A 21,168-nucleotide genomic window follows, 5' to 3' on the forward strand; every position below is an offset into this window, starting at 1 on the left:
GTTTTCCGTATTCGCTTGCGCCCCGATTCAGGCGATCTGGACGAGGGCCGAGCCTGCGATGAGGGCGGCCAGGCCGTACAAGCGTGCGCGGTTGACGGGACGCCGGGGCAGGCGGAACCAGCCGAAGTGGTCGATCAGCGCGGAGGTGAGCTGCTGGCCGGTGACGGTCAGCGCGATGGTGGCCGCCCCACCGATCGCGGGCATGGCGAGGAACGTCACGGTGACGTAGTTGGCGGCCGCGATGCCGCCCAGCCACCCCCACCACGGCATGACGGCCAGCGGACGCACGCGCGGCCGCGGAGTACGGCGCGCGACCAGGAGAAGAGCGGTGGCCAGGGCGATGGCGAGCGTGGCGACGACGAAGCTCACCAGAGCGGTGGCGAACGGGTCGCCCAGGTCGGCGCGCAGCGCGGCGTTGACGGCTCCCTGCACGGGGAGCACGGCACCGGCCAGGACGCCGAGCGCCATCCAGCCCGCCCGCGCGGAAGGCGCCGGCGCACCTGGCTGCGCGTCGCCGCGCTGACCGCGGATCACCATGATGATTCCGGCCAGTACGGCCAGCGCCCCCAGCATCACGCCCGCGCTCACCGGACTGCGCGGCACCCCGAGCAACCCGCCCAGATCCAGGACGAGCGAGGCGGTCACCTGCCCCGTGACGAACAGGCCGACGGAGGTCAGCGCCCCCAGCCGGGGGAAGAGCAGGATCGCGCTGGTGATGTAGATCGGGCTGGCCAGCCCGCCCAGGAGCTTCCACGGTTCGGCCTCGCCCACCAGGGCGAGCGCTCCCCACCCTCCGGCCGCCCAGGTCACGATCGCCAGGGCCGCGGCGGCGATCGCCAGCTGCAGGGTGGATGCACCGTACGGCGTGCCGACAGCCCGGGTGAGCTGCAGGTTCACCGACGCCTGCAGCGCCAGGAGCCCCCCGATGATTAACGAAGCGGCCAGCAGAACGACATTCATAGAGCCTCTCCCAAAGGATAGAACGGCACGTGCCGTGCCGCCACAATCGTGATGCCGTGGCCGCTGGGTTGTCAATACGGCACGTGCCGTGCCGCTACGATGGCGGCCATGAGTGCCGCGGATCCGTCCAGAGGAATGCCCGACCGCACCGACGCCGTCCTCAGGGCGACGCTCGAGCTGGCCCGCGAGGTGGGGTACGCGCGGCTCAGCATCGAGGGCATCGCCGCACGCGCCGGCGTCGGCAAGCACACCGTCTACCGCCGCTGGCCGTCCAAGGGCGCGGTCTTCCTGGACGCCCTGCTCTCAACCCTGAAGGCGGACCTCAGCTACCCCGACACCGGCGACATCGTGGCCGACCTGCGCACGCAGATGAACGCGGCCCGCACGCTCCTCGGCTCGGACTCCTACGGCCCGCTCTACGCGGCCCTCGTCGGCGAGGCGCAGCATGACCCCGCCATCACCCAGGCCGTCTACGAACGCTGGATCAAACCACTGAGCGACGGCACCCGCGAGCGCCTCCGCAAGGCCCGCGAGCAGGGACAGCTCTCCGCCGAGCACGACCTGGACACGATCGTCGCCCTGCTGTACGGCCCGCTTTACTACCGCTTCCTGCTGATACCCGGCGACTACGACGCCGCGTTCGTCGACGCCATCCTGCACGCCGCCTTCACCGGCCTGAGCCCGAAACCGGAATGAGGCATGAGGCGCCCGGCGGCGCACCAGAATGACATCGCGAGCTCGACTCACCCGTCAGTACCGCCGAGCCCAGCGCTCCTTCACCGGCCAACGAACCAGGCGGGGCTTGAGCGGGCGTTGTGCGAGTTGATGTGCGTTCGCCGTTGGCGCTAGGGCAGGGAAGGCTGGTCAGGAGCTGCCGGTCGGACTGAAGGCGGCCCCGATGAGGGTCTCGGCGGCGGCGCGGGCGTGGGCGGCCGTGGCGGGGTCGCCGGTGATGGCGGCCGTGGTCTGGGCGCCTTCGGCGAGCAGGGCCAGCTGCGGGGCGAGGTAGCCCGGACCCCCCGCCTCGCGGACCAGGTCGGCCACGTGGCGCTGGAAAGAGGTCTTCTGCTCCCTGACCGCCTCGGCGACCCGGCCGCTGCCGCCACCCAGCTCACCGAAGAAGTTGATGAAGGCGCAGCCCCGGAAGTCGTCCTCCCGGAACCATTCCGCCAGAAAGTCGAAGACGGCCAGCATCCGGTCGCGCGGCGTGCGGGCGGCGGCCAGGGCGCGGGCCACGCCGGTGTCCCACTGCTCGGTCCGGTGGCGGAGCACCGCCAGGACGAGGTCGTCCTTGGAGGGAAACAGGGCGTAGATGCGCTTCAGCGAGACACCCGCCTCGGTGCGCACGGCGTCCATGCCGACGGCCTGGACGCCGTGGGCGTAGAACAGCCGGTCGGCAGTGGAGACGACCTGGTCACGTGCTGTTTCCTCATCGATCACGAGAGCTCCAGTTGCGCAGAGAACCAGCGTTCTCTACTGTAGTGCACACACGTGGAGAACGACCGTTCTCCAGCGGATGGGAGGGAGTTTTCTCATGGGCCACATCAAGGTAGGCACCGAGAACAGCACCGACGTCGAGCTCTACTACGAGGACCAGGGATCCGGTCAGCCGGTCGTCCTCATCCACGGCTACCCCCTGAACGGGCACAGCTGGGAGCGTCAGACGCGGGAGCTGCTCGCCGCCGGCTACCGGGTGATCACCTACGACCGCCGCGGCTTCGGCCAGTCGAGCAAGGTCGGGAGCGGGTACGACTACGACACCTTCGCAGCCGACCTGAACACGCTGCTGGAGACGCTCGACCTGCGCGACGTCATCCTCGTCGGGTTCTCCATGGGCACCGGTGAACTCGCCCGCTACGTCAAGAACCACGGCCACGAGCGCGTCGCCAAGCTGGCCTTCCTGGCGTCGCTGGAGCCGTACCTGGTGCAGGCGGACGACAACCCCGCCGGCGTACCGCAGTCGGTGTTCGACGGCATCGTCGCCACTGCCCGCGCCGACCGGTACGCCTGGTTCACGCAGTTCTACAAGGACTTCTACAACCTGGACGAGAACCTCGGCACGAGGATCAGCCAGGAGGTCGTCTCCGCCAACTGGAACACCGCCACGACCTCCGCCCCGGTCGCCGCGTACGCGGTGGTGGCGGCGTGGATCGAGGACTTCCGCCAGGACGTCGCGGCGGTGCGCGCGGCCGGAAAGCCGTCACTCATCCTGCACGGCACGGGGGACAACATCCTCCCGATCGACGCCACCGGGCGTCGTTTCCACGAGGCGTTCCCTGAGGCGCACTACGTCGAGGTCGAGGGCGCCCCGCACGGCCTGCTGTGGACGCACGCCGATGAGGTCAACGAGGCACTGCTGGCCTTCGCCGCCAAGTGACCCCGCAGCCGGGGTGGATCTGCTCGCCACCCCGGCATCTGCCTGGCCTACGGCGTACGGCTCGGCCCGGGTTGTTCGCCCAACCCGCAGCCCCAGCCCGCCCGCGAAACCCCTGACCAGCCTTCCTTGGCCCAGCGCAGACGACGAAGAGGACGTCGACTCGGGGCAACGCCGCAGAACACTGACCTCCGGCGATCCTTGACAGGGGCCCGAGGGGGAAGTGGGTCGGCGTCACTCAGTTGCTTCAGGGGTTTGCTGCTACGGCGCCAACTCGGCACCGTCACCGCGCTGGTAGACCGATCAGCCCTTCGGCCAGACTGGGGCGTGGGCGGGGCGGGTGGCCGACCAGTCGATGACGACCTTCTCCGGCTCGGTCGCGTCCACCTTGACGGGGACCACGGCGCCGAGGGCGACCATGCCCATCATCAGGCGCGGCAGGATCTGCCGGTGGGTGACGCGGTACTCGCGGCCGTCCGCGTGCCGTACACGAAGGCCGAACTCGACCATGGGCTGGCCGTTCACCGTGATGCCGGTCTCGCCGAGGTGCTCGATCATCGCCTGCGCGGGCACTCCGGTCTGCAGGATGCGCTTGCCCGCCTGCATGTTCTTGAGGACAGGCAGGAAGACGACCGCCATCACCCCTAAGACGACGGCGGTGACGGTGACGCTGATGATGAGGCCCAACATTGGTGCTCCTGGGGGTGATTTCGTTACTTGCCAGGAGCGTTTCTATGTGTGGGTGATTGCACGGGGCTTGAAGCCTGCTTGCGTGGCCTTGCGGAAGCGACTCCCCTTTCGTCGTTGCGGTTGGTCGGATGAGGTCCGCTGGTCGGTCTACGGGCGCGGCTGGCGCGGACACCGGAGCGGTCGTGAGCAGGTTCTTCTGCGTATACCGGTGTCCGCGGCGGCGGACTGCACGCCGTAGGGCTCTGCTCGGATACCTACTGTCGGACGTCCTGTCGAAGGCCGGTCGTCGCGGGATCGGCCAGGACGGCCGCGGTGCGAGGCCATGCCCAGGCGGAGCGCAGGACGAAGGCCAGGAGCAGCACCTCGACTCCGATCGAGAGGCCGTAGAAGGGGGCCCAGTCCCAGGACTCCCCCGTCGCGTTGACCAGCGAGTAGGGGATGTAGAGCGCTGCGACGACGAGGTTCGTGGCGCGGTTCACCCGGGCGGGCAGCGTCATGGAGAGCATCACCATCACGGCCGGGATCGCCACGGACGCGAGCATCATGGTCAACAACGTCGGGCTGACATCGAACTTGAAGACGAGACCGGCACGGAGGTTGTCGATGACGCCGGGCTTGTGGAGGTGGAAGTAGTCGACGTAGATGTAGAGGAACATGAAGCTGGTCCACGCGGCGGCGAGCTTGGCCCGCACGGAGACCGGCGCGTTGTCGAGCCGGTTCTGGGCGTTCGTTCGGGTGGTCATCGGTTCTTCCTTCGAGAGGAGCGGTCCCTGCGCCGGACTGGCGGCGGGGATGTGCCGAGGCTGCGCCCACCTGGATGAGCACATCGCCTCGACTGGGCAGCGGTAGCCCGGACCTCGGGCGACTCGGGCACCGAGGGCAGGCCGTAGCGGTGCCGGTCGGCGGCCCGCGCCGGGCGTGCTCCGGCCTTCGATCGCTGTTCGATTCCCACAGAAGCCTCCTCACGTCCGAGCTGCGACTCTGACTGGTTTCGTACATCGTACTTCGTACGCTGTACCACGATCGTACGCTGTACCATGGCCGTGCGTTGAACGATTGTCAAGCCGCTCGAGCGAGCGAGAGGAGACCCGTGTCCGCGAGGGAACAGCGCCAGGTGGCGTCAGACGCGGCGCTGAGCAAGCAACGGGTGGTGGCCGAGGCGGTACGGCTCGCCGACCGCGAGGGGGTCGACGGGCTGAGCATGCGCCGGCTGGCCGGCGCGCTCGGCGCGGGCGCGATGTCGCTCTACTACTACGTGGCGAGCAAGGAAGAGCTGCTGGACGCCATGATCGACGTCGTGTTCGAGGAGATCGAGCTCCCGGCCGAAGAGACCGACTGGCAGTCAGCGATGCGACGGCGGGCGGTATCCGCCCGACAGGTTCTCGCACGCCACCCGTGGGCGATCGGTCTGATGGAGTCGCGGACATCGCCGGGGCCCGCCAACCTCCGCCACCGCGAAGCGGTCACCGCCTGCCTGCGGAGGGCCGGCTTCACGGTCTTGATGGCGACGCACGCCAACTGGTTGCTCGACAGCTACGTCTACGGCTTCGCCCTGCAGGAAGCCAGCCTGCCGTTCGACAGCGCCGACGAGTTCGCGGACATGGCCGAGGACGTCTACCTGCCCCAGCTTCCACCTGACGAGTTCCCCTACCTCAACGAATCCGCCGCGGTGCTCGCAGCCGCCGGCTACGACCCGGCGGAGGAGTTCACCTTCGGCCTCGACCTCGTCCTAGCCGCGCTCGAACCCCTGAGAACGCCTACGTGATCCTCCATCGCTGATGTGATCGTGTCGATTTGTAGTGTTACTGCCATCGCGCTGGGATGGTGCGGCGCCTGAGCGCGAGCCGTACCCGAGCGACTTGCCCGACGCCCAGTGGGCGTTGATCGAACCGGTCCTCGCCGCGCAGCAACCATGCGCTGCGGGCCCCGGAATGCGGGGCGATGTCCGGCGCGGGATCGAAGTCCTGCATCATGTCGACATCGGCCAGTCCGCTCCGACGTTCCCGGTAGAGCGACGGAGCGGCCGTCGCGCGACACGAGAGCTGACCGCCATGAAGTACGTGATCCTGATCCACTCCAATCCGCAGCCGTGGGGGCACCCCACCGGCGACTACCTTGCCGCCTACCAGGAACTGCCCGACCAGGTGCGCAAGCGGCTGGACACCGAGTTCGAGCAAACGCTGTCGGAGTTGCAGGCCAACGGCGAGCTGGTCGGCGGAGAGGCGCTCGGTGATCCCGCAGCCGCCCGCCTGTACCGGTGGCAGGACGGCTCACCGCTGGCGAGCGACGGCCCGTACTCCGAAGCCAAGGAGCATCTGGCCGGGTTCTTCCTCATCGACGTCGAGAACCAGGCCCGCGCAGAAGAGGTCGCCGCGAAGTTCTCCGGCCCCGGAGAGACGGTGGAGCTGCGGCCGGCCATGTGGCCCGGCGGCGACGACCAGTAGCGACCGCAGGAAAGATCACATCGTGCAGCACATACTCGCGGACGTGTGGCGCCGAGAGGCGCCACACGTCCTCGGCGCGCTGGTGCGCAGGTACGGTGACCTCGGGGACTGCGAGGACGCCGCCCAGGAGGCAGCGGAGGACGCCGCCGGTCAGTGGCCCATCCGCGGAGTTCCCGACGACCCGCGGGCCTGGCTGATCCGGGTCGCGTCGCGGCGCTTGATCGACCGGGCGCGCGCCGACTCGGCCCGCGCCCGCCGCGAGACACTGGAGGCGGCACGCCAACCGGCCGACGCCGGCGTGGCGCCGGGAGCCGACGAGGTTCCCGCGACCGAGGTCGACGACACGCTCCGCCTGCTCTTCCTCTGTTGCCATCCCGCGCTGAGCAGGCCGTCGCAGGTGGCGCTCAGCCTGCGCGCAGTGGCCGGGCTGACCGTGGAACAGATCGCGGCCGCCTACCTGGTGCCCGTCCGCACCATGACCCAGCGCCTCAGCCGTGCCCGCGCCACCCTGCGCGAGGCAGGCGCGCGGCTGGCGATGCCGTCGGACGAGGAACTGCCGCCCCGGGTCGCCGCCGTGCTCGACGTCTGCCACCTGGTTTTCACCGAAGGCTATACGCGCACATCCGGCCAGACCCTTGCCGATGTCGAGCTTGCCGAAGAGGCGATCCGGCTCACCCGCCAGATGCACGGGGCACTGCCCGACCACGAGGAGGTGAGCGGCGCGCTGGCGCTGATGCTCCTGACGCACGCGCGCCTGCCGGCGCGGACCGACGCTGCCGGTGATCTGGTGCCGCTGGCCGAGCAGGACCGTTCTCGCTGGCGGCGCGACCTGATCACCGAGGGTGTCACGCTGCTGGAGCAGACGTTGCCGCGAGGACATGTCGGCCGTTACCAGATCCAGGCCGCGATCGCCGCGGTCCACGCGGAGGCATCGACGTACCAGGACACCGACTGGATGCAGATCAGCGTGCTGTACGGCATGCTCAGCCGGATCGCGCCCGCCCCCACCGTGACGCTCAACCATGCCGTCGCCGTTGCGATGGCCCACGATCCGACGGCCGGCTTGGCCATGCTCGCTCCGCTGCTGAACGATCCCGCGATGCGGCGGCACCACCGGCTGCACGCCGTACGCGCCCATCTGCTGGAGTTGAACGGCGATGTAGAGGCCGCCGCCGAGCACTACCGGTTGGCCGCGCAGCTGACGACGAGCCTGCCGGAGCAGCGCTACCTCAACCGGCGACTGCGCCGGATATGCGATTGACAAGGAACAGCACGCCCCCGCCCACCGGTCCGACGGGAATCGCATGCGCGGGAAATCGTCAGGGTATCCTGACCCTCATGACGTTCACATCCTCGGACATTCCTGGCCACGAGGGCTTCGCCGCTCCGGTGCTCCCCACCGGCGAGCTGGCCTCGTCGGCCAGCGCCTTCACCAAGAACTTCGTCGGCTACCAGGCCGCATGTTCCTGCGGGTGGGCCGACCAGCGCCGGTACCCGGCCACGCCGGACGGGGCCAAGGAGACGGAGTACCGGTGGTGGAGCCGACACGCCGCCTCACTGATCGCCGCGGCACCGCCCAGCGAGCTGGTGATCAAGTCGAACCTTCTGTGCGAGCGCATCGTCACGCTCGCCGCCGAACGTCCCCTGGCCGCCCTCACCCTGCTGTCTCAGGTGGAGAGCTGGCAGCGAACCCTGTTCGACCAGGCCGTCGCCGCGGCACGGGAGGCCAGCGTCTCCTGGGCGCAGATAGGTGAGGCGATGGGAATCTCCAAGCAGAGCGCTCACGAGCGGTTCAGGGCGCATGTGAGCTCATGATGAAGTGGCCCGCTCGTGAGCGCGAGCGGGCCAGACCGGGTCAGCCGGCGCTCACCGTGTTGCGGAGGGGCGCCTGAGCGGTGGTTATCGGGGGCAGGCCCGTCTTCGTGGGGGTCGCCGCATCAGCCTGCTGGGCGCCGGTCAGGCAGGAGGCGCCCTGCTCGGTCCAGGCCATGTTCCCCGCCGTCGCCGTGGACGGCATCTCCACCACGTCGTCGAAGTACCACAGGTAGTGCCCGCCGACCGGGCTGCTGTAGCGCACCTGCCAGCGGCCGGAGACGCTGGCCGCCTTGGCCGAGCGCCACAGGTTCTCCTGCTTGCCCGGCGGGACGTTGGTCACGGCGGTGTCGGTGAGCGTGCGGGTCACCGTCCACTCCGTGCCGAACGTGGTCTTGATCGACACCTCGGCCTTGGCCAGGAAGTCCGTGCCGACCGTGACGCCCACCTCGAGTGAGGCCTTGTCCACGGTGGAGTCCGTGGCGGTCCAGGCCACGCTGCGCTGCTGGGTGACGCTGGTGCAGTTGACGGCCGAGCCGACGTGGGCCCAGCCCCGGTAGATCTCGGTCTTGCTCGTCGGCTGGAAGACGCACCCACCGCTCCTGGCCATCGCGTTGCAGTCCTGGAGCAGTTGCCGCCTGGTCGGCGTGCCCTGCTCGACGGGCTGGTAGGAGATGGAGGAGGTGGCGTCGTTGAAGCTGCGGCCGTCCAGGTCGTACAGGCGTCCGGCGTCGCCGTTCGTGCCGGTCGAGCGGATGCCGCCGTAGTTCCAGTCCTCCCAGTGGACCACGTAGCAGTTGAACGACCTGGCCGAGGAGAACGTGTCGTTCCAGGCGTCGCCGACCCAGTTGACGCCGACGCCGTTGGCGCAGTCGCCACTGATGGTGAAGGAGGCGCCGCCGAAGTCGATGTCGGTGTATTCGACGCTGAGCACGTTGGCGGCGGAGACCACCTGCTCGGCGAAGTGCTCGTCGCTCATGGCCGTGCCGACGTCGGCCGTGGTGGTCACCTTGCCGCCGGTGGCGTTGGAGATGGCCTCGCCGAAGGTGGCGAAGCACTCCATGGCGGGCGGGACGCGCTTGCTGGTGGCCTTGACGCTCAGCGGCTGGGCCTCGACCACGCAATGGCGGCCACGTGCGGCCGCCTGCGCCGGTGCGGCCAGCGTCGCGGCCAGCACGGCGACACAGGCGGTCAGGGTGGCTAACGACCGGAAAGCTGTTCTCATGACTCTCCTTGTCACGGGGGGTACGTGGCAAGGAGAGCACCCGGACCTAGATGAGACCTTGACAGGACATGGATCCCACGGACAGCCGGGCTGTCAGGAACAGGAGGATCTGACCTTCTCGTCGGCGGTCCTATTTGAGGATCACCATCGTGCTTCGCGTGGTGATCGCGGGCTGGGCCAGGTCGAGGTCATAGTCGGCGCCCCGCACGTTGTCGTGGACCAGCTCACCCGCCGGGATGTCCCCAGCCGCCTTGGGCCAGATCACCGCGCGGAACCGGTTCTGCCCGTTCTCCAGGTGGGCGTAGAAGACGAACCCGACCTCCCGCCCGCCCGGCGTGAGCTCCCCCGTCCCCTTGATCGCCACCTTCCGGTCCGGCGTGATCACCGTCCAGTCGATGTGATGATGCGCGTCGGCCAACCGGACCGTCGCCGCCCCCCTGGACGGTGTCGCGCCCGCCCGGATCGCCGCCGTGGAAAGTGAACCCCTCGACCCCCGTCAGCCAGCCGTTGCCGCTGGCCTGCCCGGCCGCCGGGTCGTAGACGACGACCATGACCTTGGCCTCCCCTGAGCCGCTGTCGTCGTCGGTCACCTTCGTCCTGATCGAGAACATGCCCGCCCTGGTGAAGGTGTGGGTACGCGGGCACATCCCCCTTCAGGGTGACGGGGCGCCCCTTGAACACCTGCCAGGGTTGCGGCTGGGTGATCACCGGTGCCGCCGCCAGGCCGGCCGTACCGCCGAAGGCAGGCGCCATTGCGCACAGGCGCGCTGGCTACGGGTTGACCCTGGCGATCACGGACTCGGCGAAACGCTCGAGGTGCTCGATCTTGGTGGCGAGGGGTTCGAGGTCCGGGCCTTTGACGTACGGCCAGCGAAAACCGACGATCAGATCCGTGACCCCCTTGTCGGCCAGCCGTTTCACCCCATCCACGCTGTAGGCGTCGAGCGAGATCGCGTGGACCTCGAACGGACGGCCGGCCGTACCCTCTTCTGTTCGTACGGTGGCCAGCCTGCCGAGCAGCGCGTCCAACTCCTCCGGGCCGCCGCCGCCGTGCATCCAGCCGTCGCCGAGGCGGGCGGCACGGCGAAGTGCGGCTTCGCTGTGCCCGCCGACCAGAATCGGGATCGGCTCTGTCGGAATGGGCGCCATCTTCACCGGCGGCAGGTCGTAGAAGTCCCCGTGGTGCTCGAAGTAGCCGCCGCCGGTCAGGCCGCGCAGCACCGCGATCGCCTCGTCCATCCTCCTGCCACGCCGCGACCACGGCACGCCCATCGCCGCGAAGTCCTCGGGCCACGGGCTGAGTCCGACGCCGAGGCTCAGCCGGTTGCCGGTCAAGCAGGCGATCGAGCTCGCCTGCTTGGCGACCAGCACCGGCGGGCGGACCGGCAGTTTGAGCACGAACGGCGTGAAGCGGATCGTCGAGGTCACCGCCCCCATGGCCGCGATCAGGACGAACGTCTCGATGAAGCTCTTGTCCTCCAGGAACTCCCGATCCCCCTCGGGGGTGTACGGATAGCTCGTGTCGGACTCCTTCGGGTAGATGAGCGAGTCGGGAACGCTGAAGCTCGCGTACCCAGCAGCCTCCGCGGCCCGGGCCAGCGGGAGGTAGTACGACGGGTCGGTCATGGTCTCCGCGTAGGTGAAGCGCATGGAAGCGGAGCGTAACCCGATGGGACCGAATTGGTCCACTATGGACTATCTTGGTCCTTATGCCGCGCCCGACACGACAGCAGATCGATGACGAGATCCTGGATCGCGCCGCCGGAGTCTTCGCACGGAACGGCTTCAAGCAGGCTTCCGTGCAGAGCATCGCCGACGCCTCCGGCTACTCCAAGACCGGGCTGCTCCACCGCTTCCCCACCAAGGCCGCCATCAAGGACGCCGTCCTGGATCGGTGTCTCGACGAGGTCCGCGCCATCGGGGACGTCGTGGGGGAAGAGCCCGCAGGCGCACAGCGCGACCTGAAGGTGGTGGAGGCCCTGACCGATCTGGCGCTGCGCCGTCCCGGACTGGTCGCCCTGCTGCTGAGCGTCGCCACCGCGGCGGACAACGAGGACATCTCCGCACACGTCGTGGCCATCGCGGAGGGCTTGTTCGGGCTCTTCCGCATTACCCCCGGCGGCGATCTCGAGCGGGAAGCCAGGGTGTTCGGCGCGCTGGGCGCGCTTGCCGTCACCACGCTGGCCTACCAGGTTCGCCCGCCAGGCGACCTACGCCCCGTACTGGTCGCCATCACCTACAACGCGCTGGGACACCCGCACGTCTCTTGAGAGGAATCCCACCCATCGCAAGTCTCCTCTACCGCATCGGTCTCGGATCGTTCCGCCACCGGTTCGCGGTCCTGACGATCTGGGTTCTTGTCCTCCTCGCCTCCGGCGTGGGAGCCGCCACCCTGGCGGGCAAGACCGTCGATTCCTTCAACATCCCCGGGCAGGAGTCGTCCACAGCCCTTGAGCTCATGGGCAAGCACTACGGCAAGACGGGCGACAATGCCACCGCCCAGGTGGTGCTGAAGCCGGCCTCGCAGACCGCCCAGATCTCGAAGGTGGTCCAGCAGCTCGGCCGGCTTCCCGGTGTGGTGGGGGCGAGCGATCCGTTCGACCGGGTCGCGCCCGGCGTGTCCCCGAACGGGCAGGTCGCCTACACGACCGTCACGTACGCCACCCAGCCGGCCGACATCACCGCCGCCCAGCGGCAGGCGCTGCTCGACGTGCTCGGCCAGGCTCGGGCGAGCGGGCTGACCGCCGAGGTCACAGGAAAGGCGATCCAGGCCGGACCGCAGCTGGGCGGCCCCGCCGAGGCGATCGGCGTCGTGGTGGCCCTGATCGTGCTCGCCATCACCTACGGTTCGCTCGTCGTGGCGGGCATGAACCTGCTCACCGCCATCGTCGGCGTCGCCATCGGCGCGCTGGGCATCGTGACCCTCACCGGCCTGACCGACCTGCAGTCCACCACCCCCATCCTGGCGGTCATGCTCGGCCTGGCCGTCGGCATCGACTACACGCTGTTCATCGTCACTCGCTACCGCCAGGAGCTCCTCCAGGGCCGCAGCCACGCGGACGCTGCGGCCATGGCCGTGGGGACCGCCGGGTCGGCCGTCGTCACCGCCGGCATCACCGTGGTCATCGCGCTGGCCGGGCTGGCCGTCGCCGGCATCCCGTTCCTCACGGAGATGGGGTTGGCCGCCGCGGCGACCGTCGTCATCGCCGCCCTGATCGCGATCACGCTGGTCCCCGCGACCCTGGGCCTGCTCGGCAGCCGAGTACGGCCCGGCCGTACTCCCAGGGGCGAGCGCGGTTTCTACCAGGGCTGGGCACGTCTGGTCACCCGCCATCGGTGGCTCACCCTGGCCGCGGCAGTCGCGGCGCTCGCGGCTGTGTCCGTTCCCGTGCTGTCCATGCGCACCTCGCTCATCGCCTCGCCGACTCCTGGCAGCACCCAGGCCAACGCGACGCGAATGCTGGCCGACAACTTCGGCCCCGGGTTCACCGGGCCGCTGCTCATCCTGGCCGAAGGGGACGAGGCCGTACGGCAGGCCGAGAGCGCGGGCCCGCTGATCGCGCGGTTGCCCGGCTTCGCCACTCCGGCCCGGCCCAGCTCTGACGGGTCGGCGGCGTTGATCACGTTCATCCCGGCCTCCAGCCCGGAAAGCAAGGCGACCGCCGATCTGGTGCGCGACCTGCGCCAGAAGCTGGCCGAGCTCGACTCCGGTGGCACGCGCTTCTACGTGACGGGAACCACCGCGATCAACGTTGACGTCTCGCGGACCCTCGACTCGGCGCTGCCGATCTACCTGGCACTCGTGGTCGGCCTGGCGCTGGTGTTGCTGGTGCTGGTCTTCCGCTCGCTCCTGGTGCCCCTGATCGGCGTGCTCGGCTTCCTGCTGACCGTCGGCGCCTCCCTCGGCGCGACCACCGCGGTCTTCCAGTGGGGCTGGTTGAAGGACGTCGTGCAGGTCGAGTCCACGGGACCGCTTCTCAGCCTGGCGCCGATCATCATCATCGGCATCCTGTTCGGCCTGGCCATGGACTACCAGGTGTTCCTGGTCTCGCGGATGCACGAGGCGCACAGTCACGGGCAGAATCCCCGCGACGCGATCGTCACGGGTTTCCGGCAGGCGGCTCCGGTCGTGATCGCGGCCGCGTCGATCATGTTCGCGGTCTTCGCTGGATTCGTCCCAGAAGGTGACGCGACGATCAAACCCATCGCCTTCGCGCTCGCTCTGGGAATCCTCGTGGACGCGGTGATCGTCCGCATGATCGCCATGCCCGCCGCGCTGTCCCTGCTGGGTGAGGCGGCCTGGTGGTTGCCACGTTGGTTGCGCTGGTTGCCCGTGGTGGACGCCGAGGGAGCGGCCCTCGACCGCCCTGCCGTAAAGGATCAGCGGCCGGCGCAGGCCGGCCGCCGCTGAGCCGGGACGGGCTGTCCTCGTTCAGGATGTGTCCACCGGAAGCCTGCGGGTGCGGCCGATCTGGCCGCGCCATGCGGAGGACGGCTTCGGCGTGCGCGCGAAGGTCTTCCTGTCGACGTGGACAAGCCCGAAGGTGGGCTTGACGCTCCAGTGAAAGTAGCCCCGCGCATCGACGCCGTCCGCCATCGCTGCGGCGAGCGCTCCGGTGGTGTAGGCGATCCGGCGGGCGTCGTCGTCGGTGGCGACGCCGTTCTCGGTCACGATCAGCGGTGTTCCCGGTATGACAGCGGCCGGGTAGAACTCCCAGCCGGTCAGCGTGGGTTCCGCGTCCTGCGGGACGGGGAGCGGGCCGTCCGGGCCGATGCGGGTGCGGGTGTAGGACTGCACGCCGAGCCAGTCGTCTCCTCGTGCGGCTTCGAGGAACACGTCCTCACGGGGGCGGCGGCAGTCGGCCGCGACCGCCTCCGCACCCGGCATGGGCTGGTAGGCCTGGTTGGCCACGGACCAGCCGGTCTTCACGCGAGGGGCGTGGAGCTTGACGGTCTGCACGGCCCGGCGGTGCACGCGGATCATGGCCTCGGCCGTGGCCTCGTCTTGGGCTTGTTGATGGTGCAGACGTGCTCCACGCCTTCGGCGTAGACCGCCGCCGCTGCTTCGACGTATCCGGCGAGCAGCTCGGGAGAACTCGCCGGGGGCCGGCTCGATCCTGGCCCACTCCACGCTGAAGCGGTAGTCGGTGAATCCCATTCCGGCGAGCAGGTCCATGTCCTCGCGCCAGCGGTGGTAGCTGTCGCACACGTCTCCGCTGGATTCCCTGATGTGATCGCTCAGGCCGCTGTGTTCGAGCGCCCACCAGTCGCCGTTGACGTTGTCTCCCTCGATCTCCGGCTCGGTCACCGTAGCCAACCGAGTGCTCGGTAAGTATGCTCCTCTTCACCATACCGAGAGGGGCACCCATGGATCACCTCAACGGCCGGACCGCGGTCATCACCGGCGCGGCCAGCGGCATAGGCGCCGCACTCGCAGCCGAGCTGGCGTCCCATGGCATGTCGGTCGTGGTGGCCGACATCGACGCCGACGGCGCGCATCACGTGGCCGGCGAACTGCGCGCCAGAGGCCTGCCCGCGATAGGCGCTCGCGTCGACGTCTCCGACCCCGAATCGGTGCAGGACCTCGCGCGCAGGAGCTATGACGAGTTCGGATCCGTCGAGCTGCTCTGCAACAACGCGGGCGTCCTGCTCTTCGGCGCGATCGCCGAATCCTCGCTCGGCGACTGGCGCTGGCTCTCCTCGGTGAACGTCGAAGGCATGCTCAACTGCCTGCACGCCTTCCTGCAGAGGATGCGCGCCCAGCAAGGGTGGCGCCACGTGATGAACACCGCCTCCACCCACGCCTTCCTGCCCGATCCGCGACACACGGCCCTGTACAGCGCCACCAAGCACGCCATCGTCGGCCTGTCACTCGGGCTGCGGGCGGAGCTCGCCCCGGAGGGCATCGGTGTCACCGTGCTGTGCCCCGGCCAGGTCGCGACCCGCATCCTGGACTCCCAGCGCAACCGGTCCGAGGCGTTCGGCGAGCGGGCGAGCGAGCCGTTCGGCACCGGCGTGGTCCCGATGGCCATCGAACCCGGCCAAGTCGCCCGCGATGCGGTCGAGGGCGTCCTGCGCGATGCGCCGATCGTCTTCTCCCTGCCCGAGCACGGACGCGAGGAGTTCCGAGCCCAGGTCGAGGAGCTGTGGCGCCTCACGGGCACCGCTCTCGGCGACCACGTCGAGGCCTGAGGAGCACCACGATGGACGCCCTGCCGTCGACCGGCAACAGGTTACGGCGCCTGTTCGTCACCGTTCCCTTCGTGGCCGCCACCGCACCCCTGGCGTACGCCGTGTCGGGCTACTTCGTCGCGCTGCAGGTCCAAATCATCGACGACGCGGCCAAGGTGGAGAACCTGGGCGTCATCCACACCGCGAGCGCGCTCGCGGCGATGCTCGCCCAGCCCCTGGTGGGGGTGCTGTCCGACCGCACCCGCACCCGCTTCGGCGCGCGCACACCATGGATGCTGGCCGGGGCGCTCGTCGGCACCGTCGCGCTGGCCGCGGCAGGATGGTCGACGACCGTCCCCCTGCTGATCCTCGCCATGATGGCCGTGCAGTTCGGCTTCAACGCCTTCCAAGGCCCGCTGGCCGCGATCCTGCCCGATCGGGTCCCCTTCCGGCTGCGCGGACGCTTCTCCACCCTCGCCGGTCTGGGCCTGATCGTCGGCGCCATCCTCGGGCCCGTCGCCGCTTCCCAGTTCGTCACCAGGATCCCGGTCGGCTACCTCATCCTCGCGGTGGTCATCCTGCTGACCATCGTGACGTTCATCCTGCTCAACCCGGACGCCGACAACCGCGGCATCCCCCGAGCCGCGTTCTCGGCGCTGGCGTTCGTCAAGGCGTTCTGGGTCAACCCGGTACGCCATCCCGACTTCTTCTGGGCTTTCCTCGGCCGCATCCTCATCTTCGGCGGCTACTACATGGTGCTCACGTTCAACATCTACATCGCGCAGGACTACATCGGCCTGAGCGCGGGCGCGGCCGCCAGGCTGATCCCCCTGATCGGAGCCATGGGCCTGCCCGGCTTCCTGCTGGCCATCGCGGTGTCCGGACCGCTGTCCGACCAGCTCGGCAGACGCAAGCCGCTCGTCCTGGCGGGCGGTCTCGTCATCGCCGTGTCGGCGGTGTTCCCGCTGATCTGGCCGACCGTCACGGGCCTGATCGTCTCGGCGATCGTCCTGACCATCGGCTTCGGGATCTTCATCTCGGTCGACCAGGCGCTCGTCTCGGAGGTCCTGCCCGACAAGGATGACTTCGCCAAAGACCTCGGCGTGATCAACATCGCCGCCACGCTGCCGAACACCATCGCGCCGGCCGCCGCCGCGGGCATCGTCACCCTCTTCGGAGGGTACGGCCCGCTGTACGCCACGGTGGCCCTCGTCGCCGCCGCTGGCGCGCTGGCCGTTCTCCCGATCAAGGGAGTTCGCTGACGCGGCCCGGCGCTAGGATCCATGCATGGCGAGGACACGGGACGCCGAACGAGCAGGGGTGGCCCGGCGCGCCAGGATCGTGAGCGCAGCCCTCACGATGTTCGCCGAGCGGGGCTACAGAGGCACCTCGATCGCCGCCGTCGCCGAGGCGGCCGGGATCACGCAGCCCGGACTGCTTCATCATTTCCCCAGCAAGGAATCCCTGCTCACCGAGGTACTCGCCGAACGCGACCGGCAGGCCTTCGTCACGGTCGAGATCGACCGCGACTACGACGGGCCGCCCATACTGCGAGCCCTCGAGATCGTGTACGACATGGTGGCGATCGCCCGCGAGAACCGGGAGCTCACCCGCCTGGCGCACCTGGGCATCTTCGGCTCCAACGACATCCCGGAGTCCGCTCTGGAGTGGGCCAGAGCACGGGTGCGCACCTTCCGCACCAACCTGGCCGGCGTGGTCAGGGAGGGCATTGAGGCCGGACACGTACGCGCCGACGCGCACCCAGAGGCGACCGCGTCGCTCATCATCGGCATGATCACCGGACTGGAAGAGCAGTGGCTGCTCGACGAGTCCTTCGACATGTTGGCGGCGATGCGGGCATTCACCGACGTCCTGACCCGTGACCTGCTCGTCCAATCCGGCTGATCACGGATTTGTTTCCCGCCATAGATCCATCGGCACGATCCCCACACTGCGCCCCAGCGGATCGAGAATCCGGCCCATCCGCTTGACCATCCGCAGGGTCAGCGCCCGGTCCACGATCTCGGTTCCCGGAAAGCGCCTGACCAGGAGCTCCTCCACCCGGGGGATCTCCCCTGCGGACCGTAGCCACAGGAACGTCACCAGGTTCGCCGGGCCGGTGACCGCCGAGCAGGATCGCACCTCGGGCAGCGCCGCGACGGCCCGCGCCGTCTCCTCCAACGTGCCCGGCGGGACCCGGGCCCAGAGCGCGGCGGTGACCGGCCAGCCCGACAGGGAGTGCGCGATCTCGCACCGCAGCACCGCGCGCCCCCCTGCCAGCAGCCGCTGCACGCGCCGCCGTACGGTGGCCGGAGCCAGCCCGGTGCGCGCGGCCAGGTCCGCGTACGGCATGCGCCCGTCCTCGCCGAGCGCGATGATCAGCGCCTGGTCGGTGGCGTCGGGCTCTCCCGTCCACCGCTCCTCCTCGGGGACGGCCAGGGCCTCTCGCTGCCGGGGCTCCAGAGCGCGCAGCCGCCACCTGCTGCCCTCGCCGTACATCCGGGTGACCGGGAAGGTCCTGGTGGTCAGGACGCCAGGCAGGCGGGAGAGGCGCCCGAGCACGTAGTCGGACAGCGCGGTGAGGTCGCGACAGCCGACGGTGAGCAGCAGGCCGCGGGCGCCGGTGAGGTGCTCGATCACCAGCGTGTGCGGGTCGGCGGCCATTTCCAGGGCGAGTTCGGGCAGCGCCTGGCTGCTGGCGTCGATCTCCACGTAGGCGAGCGTCCCGTCGACCGTCGAGCCCGGGTAGCAGGTCATCCAGGCATGGCCTGCGGCGGTCAGTCGCTCCCATCGACGGGCCAGCGTGACAGCGTCCGCGCCCAGCACCTGGGCCAGGTCGATCCAGGAGGCACGAGGCCGCACCTGCAGGGCGTTCAGCAGGGCAAGATCAAGCTCCTTGAGCGATTCCTGCACGATTGCCACCTCAGACGATGAAATCCTGCGGTTTTACACGCATATGCCTCAGCATAGCGACCATTCACGGAACACCCCGCATCCAGGATGTGAACGCCGTGACGATGACCCTTGCCCCCACCGGCCGCCGAGAGCTGACCGCGGCCACGCTCGGCCGCCTCGTCGAGTCCTACGACTGGACGATATTCGGCCTCCTCACCCCCTACTTCGCCGCGCAGATGTTCGCCGGCGGCAATGGCGTACTCCTCGGCTATCTGACCTTCGCTGTCGGGTTCCTCATCCGCCCGCTCGGCGCCGTTCTCATCGGCCGGATCACCGACACCAGGGGCCGTCGCTTCGGCCTGACCCTCACCGTTGGCATGATCGCGGCCGGTTCGCTGGCCATCGCGCTCATTCCCGCCCACGAGCAGATCGGCCTGGGCGCCGCGCTGCTGCTGGTGCTGGCCAGGTTGGTGCAGGGTCTGTCGATGGGCGGCGAGGGGGCGGCCCAGTCGGCCTACATCGCCGAGACCGCGCCACGCGGCCGCCGTTACTGGTTCGGCTCGATCTCCTACAGCACCGACATCCTGGGCAACGTCGTGGGCCTGGTGACACTGGCCGTCCTGCTGGGCGTGTTCGGCGCGGACGGAGTGCGGGAGGGGGCCTGGCGCTACGCCTTCGCACTGGGCGCGGTCATGGGCCTGGTCACGCTGTGGATCCGCAGGTCGGCCGCGGAGAGTCCGGTCTTCCTCGGCATGACCGGGGGCCCGCCGGCCCTGCCGCTCATGCGCGCCCACCTCCGGCAGATGGTGGTCGTCTTCTTCGTGGTGATCGGCTCCACCATCAGCGTGTACTTCGGTCAGATCTACCTGCCGGAATACGCTGCCGCCGCCGGGGTGATCACCAAGGAGGCCGCGGCCGGCCAGCTCGGCGTGCCGATGATCGTGCTGCTGGTGCTCATGCTGGTGTGCGGCAGGCTGGGCGACAGGTTCGGGCCGATCACCATGGTCCGCTGGGGTTTCGTCTACGTAGCCGTGGTGACCGTGCCACTGATGCTCGGCCTGCAGCACGGGAAGATCCCCTTCATCGTGGCGGCCACGCTCTACACGATCGGCGCGGCCCCCGCCCTGGCCTTGGGGCCCGTCATGGGCAGCAAGCTCTTCCCGCCCGCCATCCGCGCGCTCGCCGGCGGTGTGCCGGGGACGCTGGCGATCGCGCTGTTCGGCGGCACTTTCCTGCTGGTCGCCGAGTGGCTGAACCAGAACGGCCACCTGACCCTGATCCCGATCTACGCGGGCGCGGCGGCCGTCCTGTCCGCGTTCGCCGTCTTCTTGATCAAGAAGTCCGATCTCTACGAGGAGGAGACATGAGTTTGCACGAGGAACTGGTGCGGCTCCGGCACGCGCTCCACCGGGAGCCCGAAGTGGGCCTCGACCTGCCGCGCACCCAGGAGAAGGTGCTGGCAGCGCTCGACGGGCTACCGCTGGAGGTGACCACCGGCAAGGCGTTGTCCTCGGTCACCGCGGTGCTGCGCGGCGAGACGCCGGGGCCGACGGTGCTGCTGCGGGCCGACATGGATGCGCTGCCGGTGCAGGAGCGGGCGGCGGTGCCGTACCGGTCGAGGTTCGACGGCCGCATGCATGCCTGCGGCCACGATCTGCACACCTCGATGCTGGTCGGCGCCGCGCACCTGCTCGCGGCGCGCCGGGACGGTCTGGCCGGGAACGTGGTGTTCATGTTCCAGCCGGGAGAGGAGGGCCACGACGGCGCCCGGCTGATGATCGAGGAAGGCGTCCTGGACGCGTCGGGATCCAGGCCGGCGGCCGCGTACGGCATGCACGTGTTCTCCACGATGATCCCGCAGGGCCTGTTCCTCACCAAGGGCGGCCCCATGCTGGCGGCCTCCGAAGACCTCACCGTGACCGTCAGGGGACGGGGCGGGCACGGCTCCACACCGCACCGGTCACTCGACCCGATCCAGGCAGGCTGCGAGATCGTCTCCCAACTCCAGACGTACGTCACCCGGGCCTTCGACGTCTTCGACCCCGTCGTGATCACGGTAGGCGCCTTCCACGGCGGCACCGCGGGCAACATCATCCCCGACGAGGCTCGCCTGCAGGTGACCATCCGCTCGTTCTCCGAGCAGGCCCGCACCCGTGTCAAGGATGGCGCTGTGCGACTGGTGCGCGGGGTTGCCGAAGCCCACGGGCTGACCGCCGACTGCGAGTTCGGCGTGGGCTACCCAGTGACCGTCAACGACCAGACCGAGGCGGACTTCGCCGCGCGAACCGTCCAGGAGGCGCTCGGAGAGCACCGCTTCCTCCCCATGCCGCAGCCGGCAACCGGCTCGGAGGACTTCTCGCTCGTCCTCAACGAGGTGCCGGGAGCCTTCCTGGCACTGGGAGCCGCGCCCGGCGACCCCACGGACGCGCCGATCAACCATTCTCCCGAGGCCGTCTTCGACGACGCGGTGCTCTCCGACGGCGCGGCGGTGTACGCGGAGCTGGCGGCGCGACGGCTGGCCCTCCTCTGAAAGCAAGCCGGCCAGGTCCGCCACGGGCCGCTGCGACGGCGGCCCGTGCGGTGGTGACGCCGGTGGC

At 69.5% G+C, this 21,168-nt stretch carries 22 protein-coding genes; 13 read left to right on the plus strand and 9 right to left on the minus strand.

What is annotated here, in order from left to right:
- Positions 1-27: 27 nt before the first annotated feature.
- Positions 28-960, minus strand: a complete 933-nt coding sequence (locus ACIBG8_RS09470) for a DMT family transporter (protein ID WP_397342165.1) — start codon at positions 958-960, stop codon at positions 28-30.
- Between the two features lie 108 nt (positions 961-1,068).
- On the opposite strand from ACIBG8_RS09470, the gene ACIBG8_RS09475 reads away from it, so the two are divergent.
- On the plus strand, positions 1,069-1,656 hold the full coding sequence (locus tag ACIBG8_RS09475) for a TetR/AcrR family transcriptional regulator (protein WP_397342166.1): 588 nt from the start codon (positions 1,069-1,071) through the stop codon (positions 1,654-1,656).
- Positions 1,657-1,824: 168 nt separating this feature from the next.
- Here ACIBG8_RS09475 and ACIBG8_RS09480 read toward each other — a convergent pair whose 3' ends face one another.
- Positions 1,825-2,400 carry a TetR/AcrR family transcriptional regulator gene (locus tag ACIBG8_RS09480; RefSeq protein ID WP_397342167.1) on the minus strand — a complete coding sequence of 192 codons (576 nt, stop codon included), beginning with the start codon at positions 2,398-2,400 and terminating at the stop codon, positions 1,825-1,827.
- Between the two features lie 94 nt (positions 2,401-2,494).
- Between ACIBG8_RS09480 and ACIBG8_RS09485 the strand changes: the two genes are divergently transcribed.
- Positions 2,495-3,337, plus strand: coding sequence for an alpha/beta fold hydrolase (locus ACIBG8_RS09485; RefSeq protein ID WP_397342168.1), 843 nt, complete (start codon positions 2,495-2,497; stop codon positions 3,335-3,337).
- 300 nt (positions 3,338-3,637) lie between these two features.
- Here ACIBG8_RS09485 and ACIBG8_RS09490 read toward each other — a convergent pair whose 3' ends face one another.
- Together ACIBG8_RS09490 and ACIBG8_RS09495 are read right to left on the minus strand one after the other, a co-directional pair.
- The gene (locus ACIBG8_RS09490) at positions 3,638-4,024 is read right to left on the minus strand and encodes a hypothetical protein (RefSeq protein ID WP_397342169.1); all 387 of its coding nucleotides are present in this window, start codon (positions 4,022-4,024) and stop codon (positions 3,638-3,640) included.
- Between the two features lie 254 nt (positions 4,025-4,278).
- Positions 4,279-4,767, minus strand: coding sequence for a DUF6326 family protein (locus ACIBG8_RS09495; RefSeq protein WP_397342170.1), 489 nt, complete (start codon positions 4,765-4,767; stop codon positions 4,279-4,281).
- 347 nt (positions 4,768-5,114) lie between these two features.
- Between ACIBG8_RS09495 and ACIBG8_RS09500 the strand changes: the two genes are divergently transcribed.
- From ACIBG8_RS09500 to ACIBG8_RS09515, 4 genes are all read left to right on the plus strand, one after another.
- Positions 5,115-5,789, plus strand: coding sequence for a TetR/AcrR family transcriptional regulator C-terminal domain-containing protein (locus ACIBG8_RS09500; RefSeq protein WP_397342171.1), 675 nt, complete (start codon positions 5,115-5,117; stop codon positions 5,787-5,789).
- Positions 5,790-6,075: 286 nt separating this feature from the next.
- Positions 6,076-6,468, plus strand: a complete 393-nt coding sequence (locus ACIBG8_RS09505) for a YciI family protein (RefSeq protein WP_397342172.1) — start codon at positions 6,076-6,078, stop codon at positions 6,466-6,468.
- Between the two features lie 22 nt (positions 6,469-6,490).
- Positions 6,491-7,729 (plus strand): RNA polymerase sigma factor, encoded by a 1,239-nt coding sequence (locus tag ACIBG8_RS09510; RefSeq protein ID WP_397342173.1) that lies wholly within the window; start codon positions 6,491-6,493, stop codon positions 7,727-7,729.
- 77 nt (positions 7,730-7,806) lie between these two features.
- Positions 7,807-8,283 carry a hypothetical protein gene (locus ACIBG8_RS09515; RefSeq protein WP_397342174.1) on the plus strand — a complete coding sequence of 159 codons (477 nt, stop codon included), beginning with the start codon at positions 7,807-7,809 and terminating at the stop codon, positions 8,281-8,283.
- A gap of 40 nt (positions 8,284-8,323) precedes the next feature.
- Here the strand turns inward: ACIBG8_RS09515 and ACIBG8_RS09520 are convergent, their stop codons facing one another.
- The 3 genes from ACIBG8_RS09520 to ACIBG8_RS09530 all read right to left on the minus strand — a co-directional run bounded on the left by ACIBG8_RS09520 (position 8,324) and on the right by ACIBG8_RS09530 (position 11,155).
- Positions 8,324-9,505 (minus strand): hypothetical protein, encoded by a 1,182-nt coding sequence (locus ACIBG8_RS09520; protein WP_397342175.1) that lies wholly within the window; start codon positions 9,503-9,505, stop codon positions 8,324-8,326.
- A gap of 130 nt (positions 9,506-9,635) precedes the next feature.
- The gene (locus ACIBG8_RS09525) at positions 9,636-9,923 is read right to left on the minus strand and encodes a hypothetical protein (protein ID WP_397342176.1); all 288 of its coding nucleotides are present in this window, start codon (positions 9,921-9,923) and stop codon (positions 9,636-9,638) included.
- Between the two features lie 353 nt (positions 9,924-10,276).
- On the minus strand, positions 10,277-11,155 hold the full coding sequence (locus ACIBG8_RS09530; protein WP_397342177.1) for a TIGR03619 family F420-dependent LLM class oxidoreductase: 879 nt from the start codon (positions 11,153-11,155) through the stop codon (positions 10,277-10,279).
- A 59-nt stretch (positions 11,156-11,214) separates the two neighbouring features.
- Here ACIBG8_RS09530 and ACIBG8_RS09535 point away from each other — a divergent pair, with 59 nt between their 5' ends.
- Together ACIBG8_RS09535 and ACIBG8_RS09540 are read left to right on the plus strand one after the other, a co-directional pair.
- Positions 11,215-11,775, plus strand: coding sequence for a TetR/AcrR family transcriptional regulator (locus tag ACIBG8_RS09535; protein WP_397342178.1), 561 nt, complete (start codon positions 11,215-11,217; stop codon positions 11,773-11,775).
- Positions 11,772-13,916: an MMPL family transporter gene (locus tag ACIBG8_RS09540; protein WP_397342179.1), complete on the plus strand. Its 2,145-nt coding sequence runs from the start codon at positions 11,772-11,774 to the stop codon at positions 13,914-13,916. The genes ACIBG8_RS09535 and ACIBG8_RS09540 overlap by 4 nt, the downstream gene beginning before the upstream one ends.
- Before the next feature lie 21 nt (positions 13,917-13,937).
- Here the strand turns inward: ACIBG8_RS09540 and ACIBG8_RS09545 are convergent, their stop codons facing one another.
- Positions 13,938-14,813 carry a family 1 glycosylhydrolase gene (locus ACIBG8_RS09545; protein WP_397342180.1) on the minus strand — a complete coding sequence of 292 codons (876 nt, stop codon included), beginning with the start codon at positions 14,811-14,813 and terminating at the stop codon, positions 13,938-13,940.
- Between the two features lie 59 nt (positions 14,814-14,872).
- On the opposite strand from ACIBG8_RS09545, the gene ACIBG8_RS09550 reads away from it, so the two are divergent.
- The 3 genes from ACIBG8_RS09550 to ACIBG8_RS09560 are packed head-to-tail and all read left to right on the plus strand — an operon-like array spanning position 14,873 to position 17,581.
- On the plus strand, positions 14,873-15,697 hold the full coding sequence (locus ACIBG8_RS09550; protein ID WP_397342181.1) for an SDR family NAD(P)-dependent oxidoreductase: 825 nt from the start codon (positions 14,873-14,875) through the stop codon (positions 15,695-15,697).
- 11 nt (positions 15,698-15,708) lie between these two features.
- Positions 15,709-16,938 (plus strand): MFS transporter, encoded by a 1,230-nt coding sequence (locus ACIBG8_RS09555; RefSeq protein ID WP_397342182.1) that lies wholly within the window; start codon positions 15,709-15,711, stop codon positions 16,936-16,938.
- A 25-nt stretch (positions 16,939-16,963) separates the two neighbouring features.
- A complete protein-coding gene (locus tag ACIBG8_RS09560) occupies positions 16,964-17,581 on the plus strand; it encodes a TetR/AcrR family transcriptional regulator (protein WP_397342183.1) in 618 nt (205 codons plus the stop codon).
- Here the strand turns inward: ACIBG8_RS09560 and ACIBG8_RS09565 are convergent, their stop codons facing one another.
- Positions 17,582-18,589 carry an Lrp/AsnC family transcriptional regulator gene (locus ACIBG8_RS09565; RefSeq protein WP_397342184.1) on the minus strand — a complete coding sequence of 336 codons (1,008 nt, stop codon included), beginning with the start codon at positions 18,587-18,589 and terminating at the stop codon, positions 17,582-17,584.
- 104 nt (positions 18,590-18,693) lie between these two features.
- On the opposite strand from ACIBG8_RS09565, the gene ACIBG8_RS09570 reads away from it, so the two are divergent.
- Entirely contained in the window at positions 18,694-19,938 is a 1,245-nt protein-coding gene (locus tag ACIBG8_RS09570; RefSeq protein WP_397343915.1) for an MFS transporter, read from the plus strand.
- Complete coding sequence (locus ACIBG8_RS09575) at positions 19,935-21,101, plus strand: M20 family metallopeptidase (protein ID WP_397342185.1); 1,167 nt, start codon at positions 19,935-19,937, stop codon at positions 21,099-21,101. Before ACIBG8_RS09570 ends, ACIBG8_RS09575 begins: the two co-directional genes overlap by 4 nt.
- Positions 21,102-21,168: the final 67 nt, after the last annotated feature.

This window comes from Nonomuraea sp. NPDC050556 (assembly GCF_044457355.1).
Lineage (GTDB): Bacteria > Actinomycetota > Actinomycetes > Streptosporangiales > Streptosporangiaceae > Nonomuraea.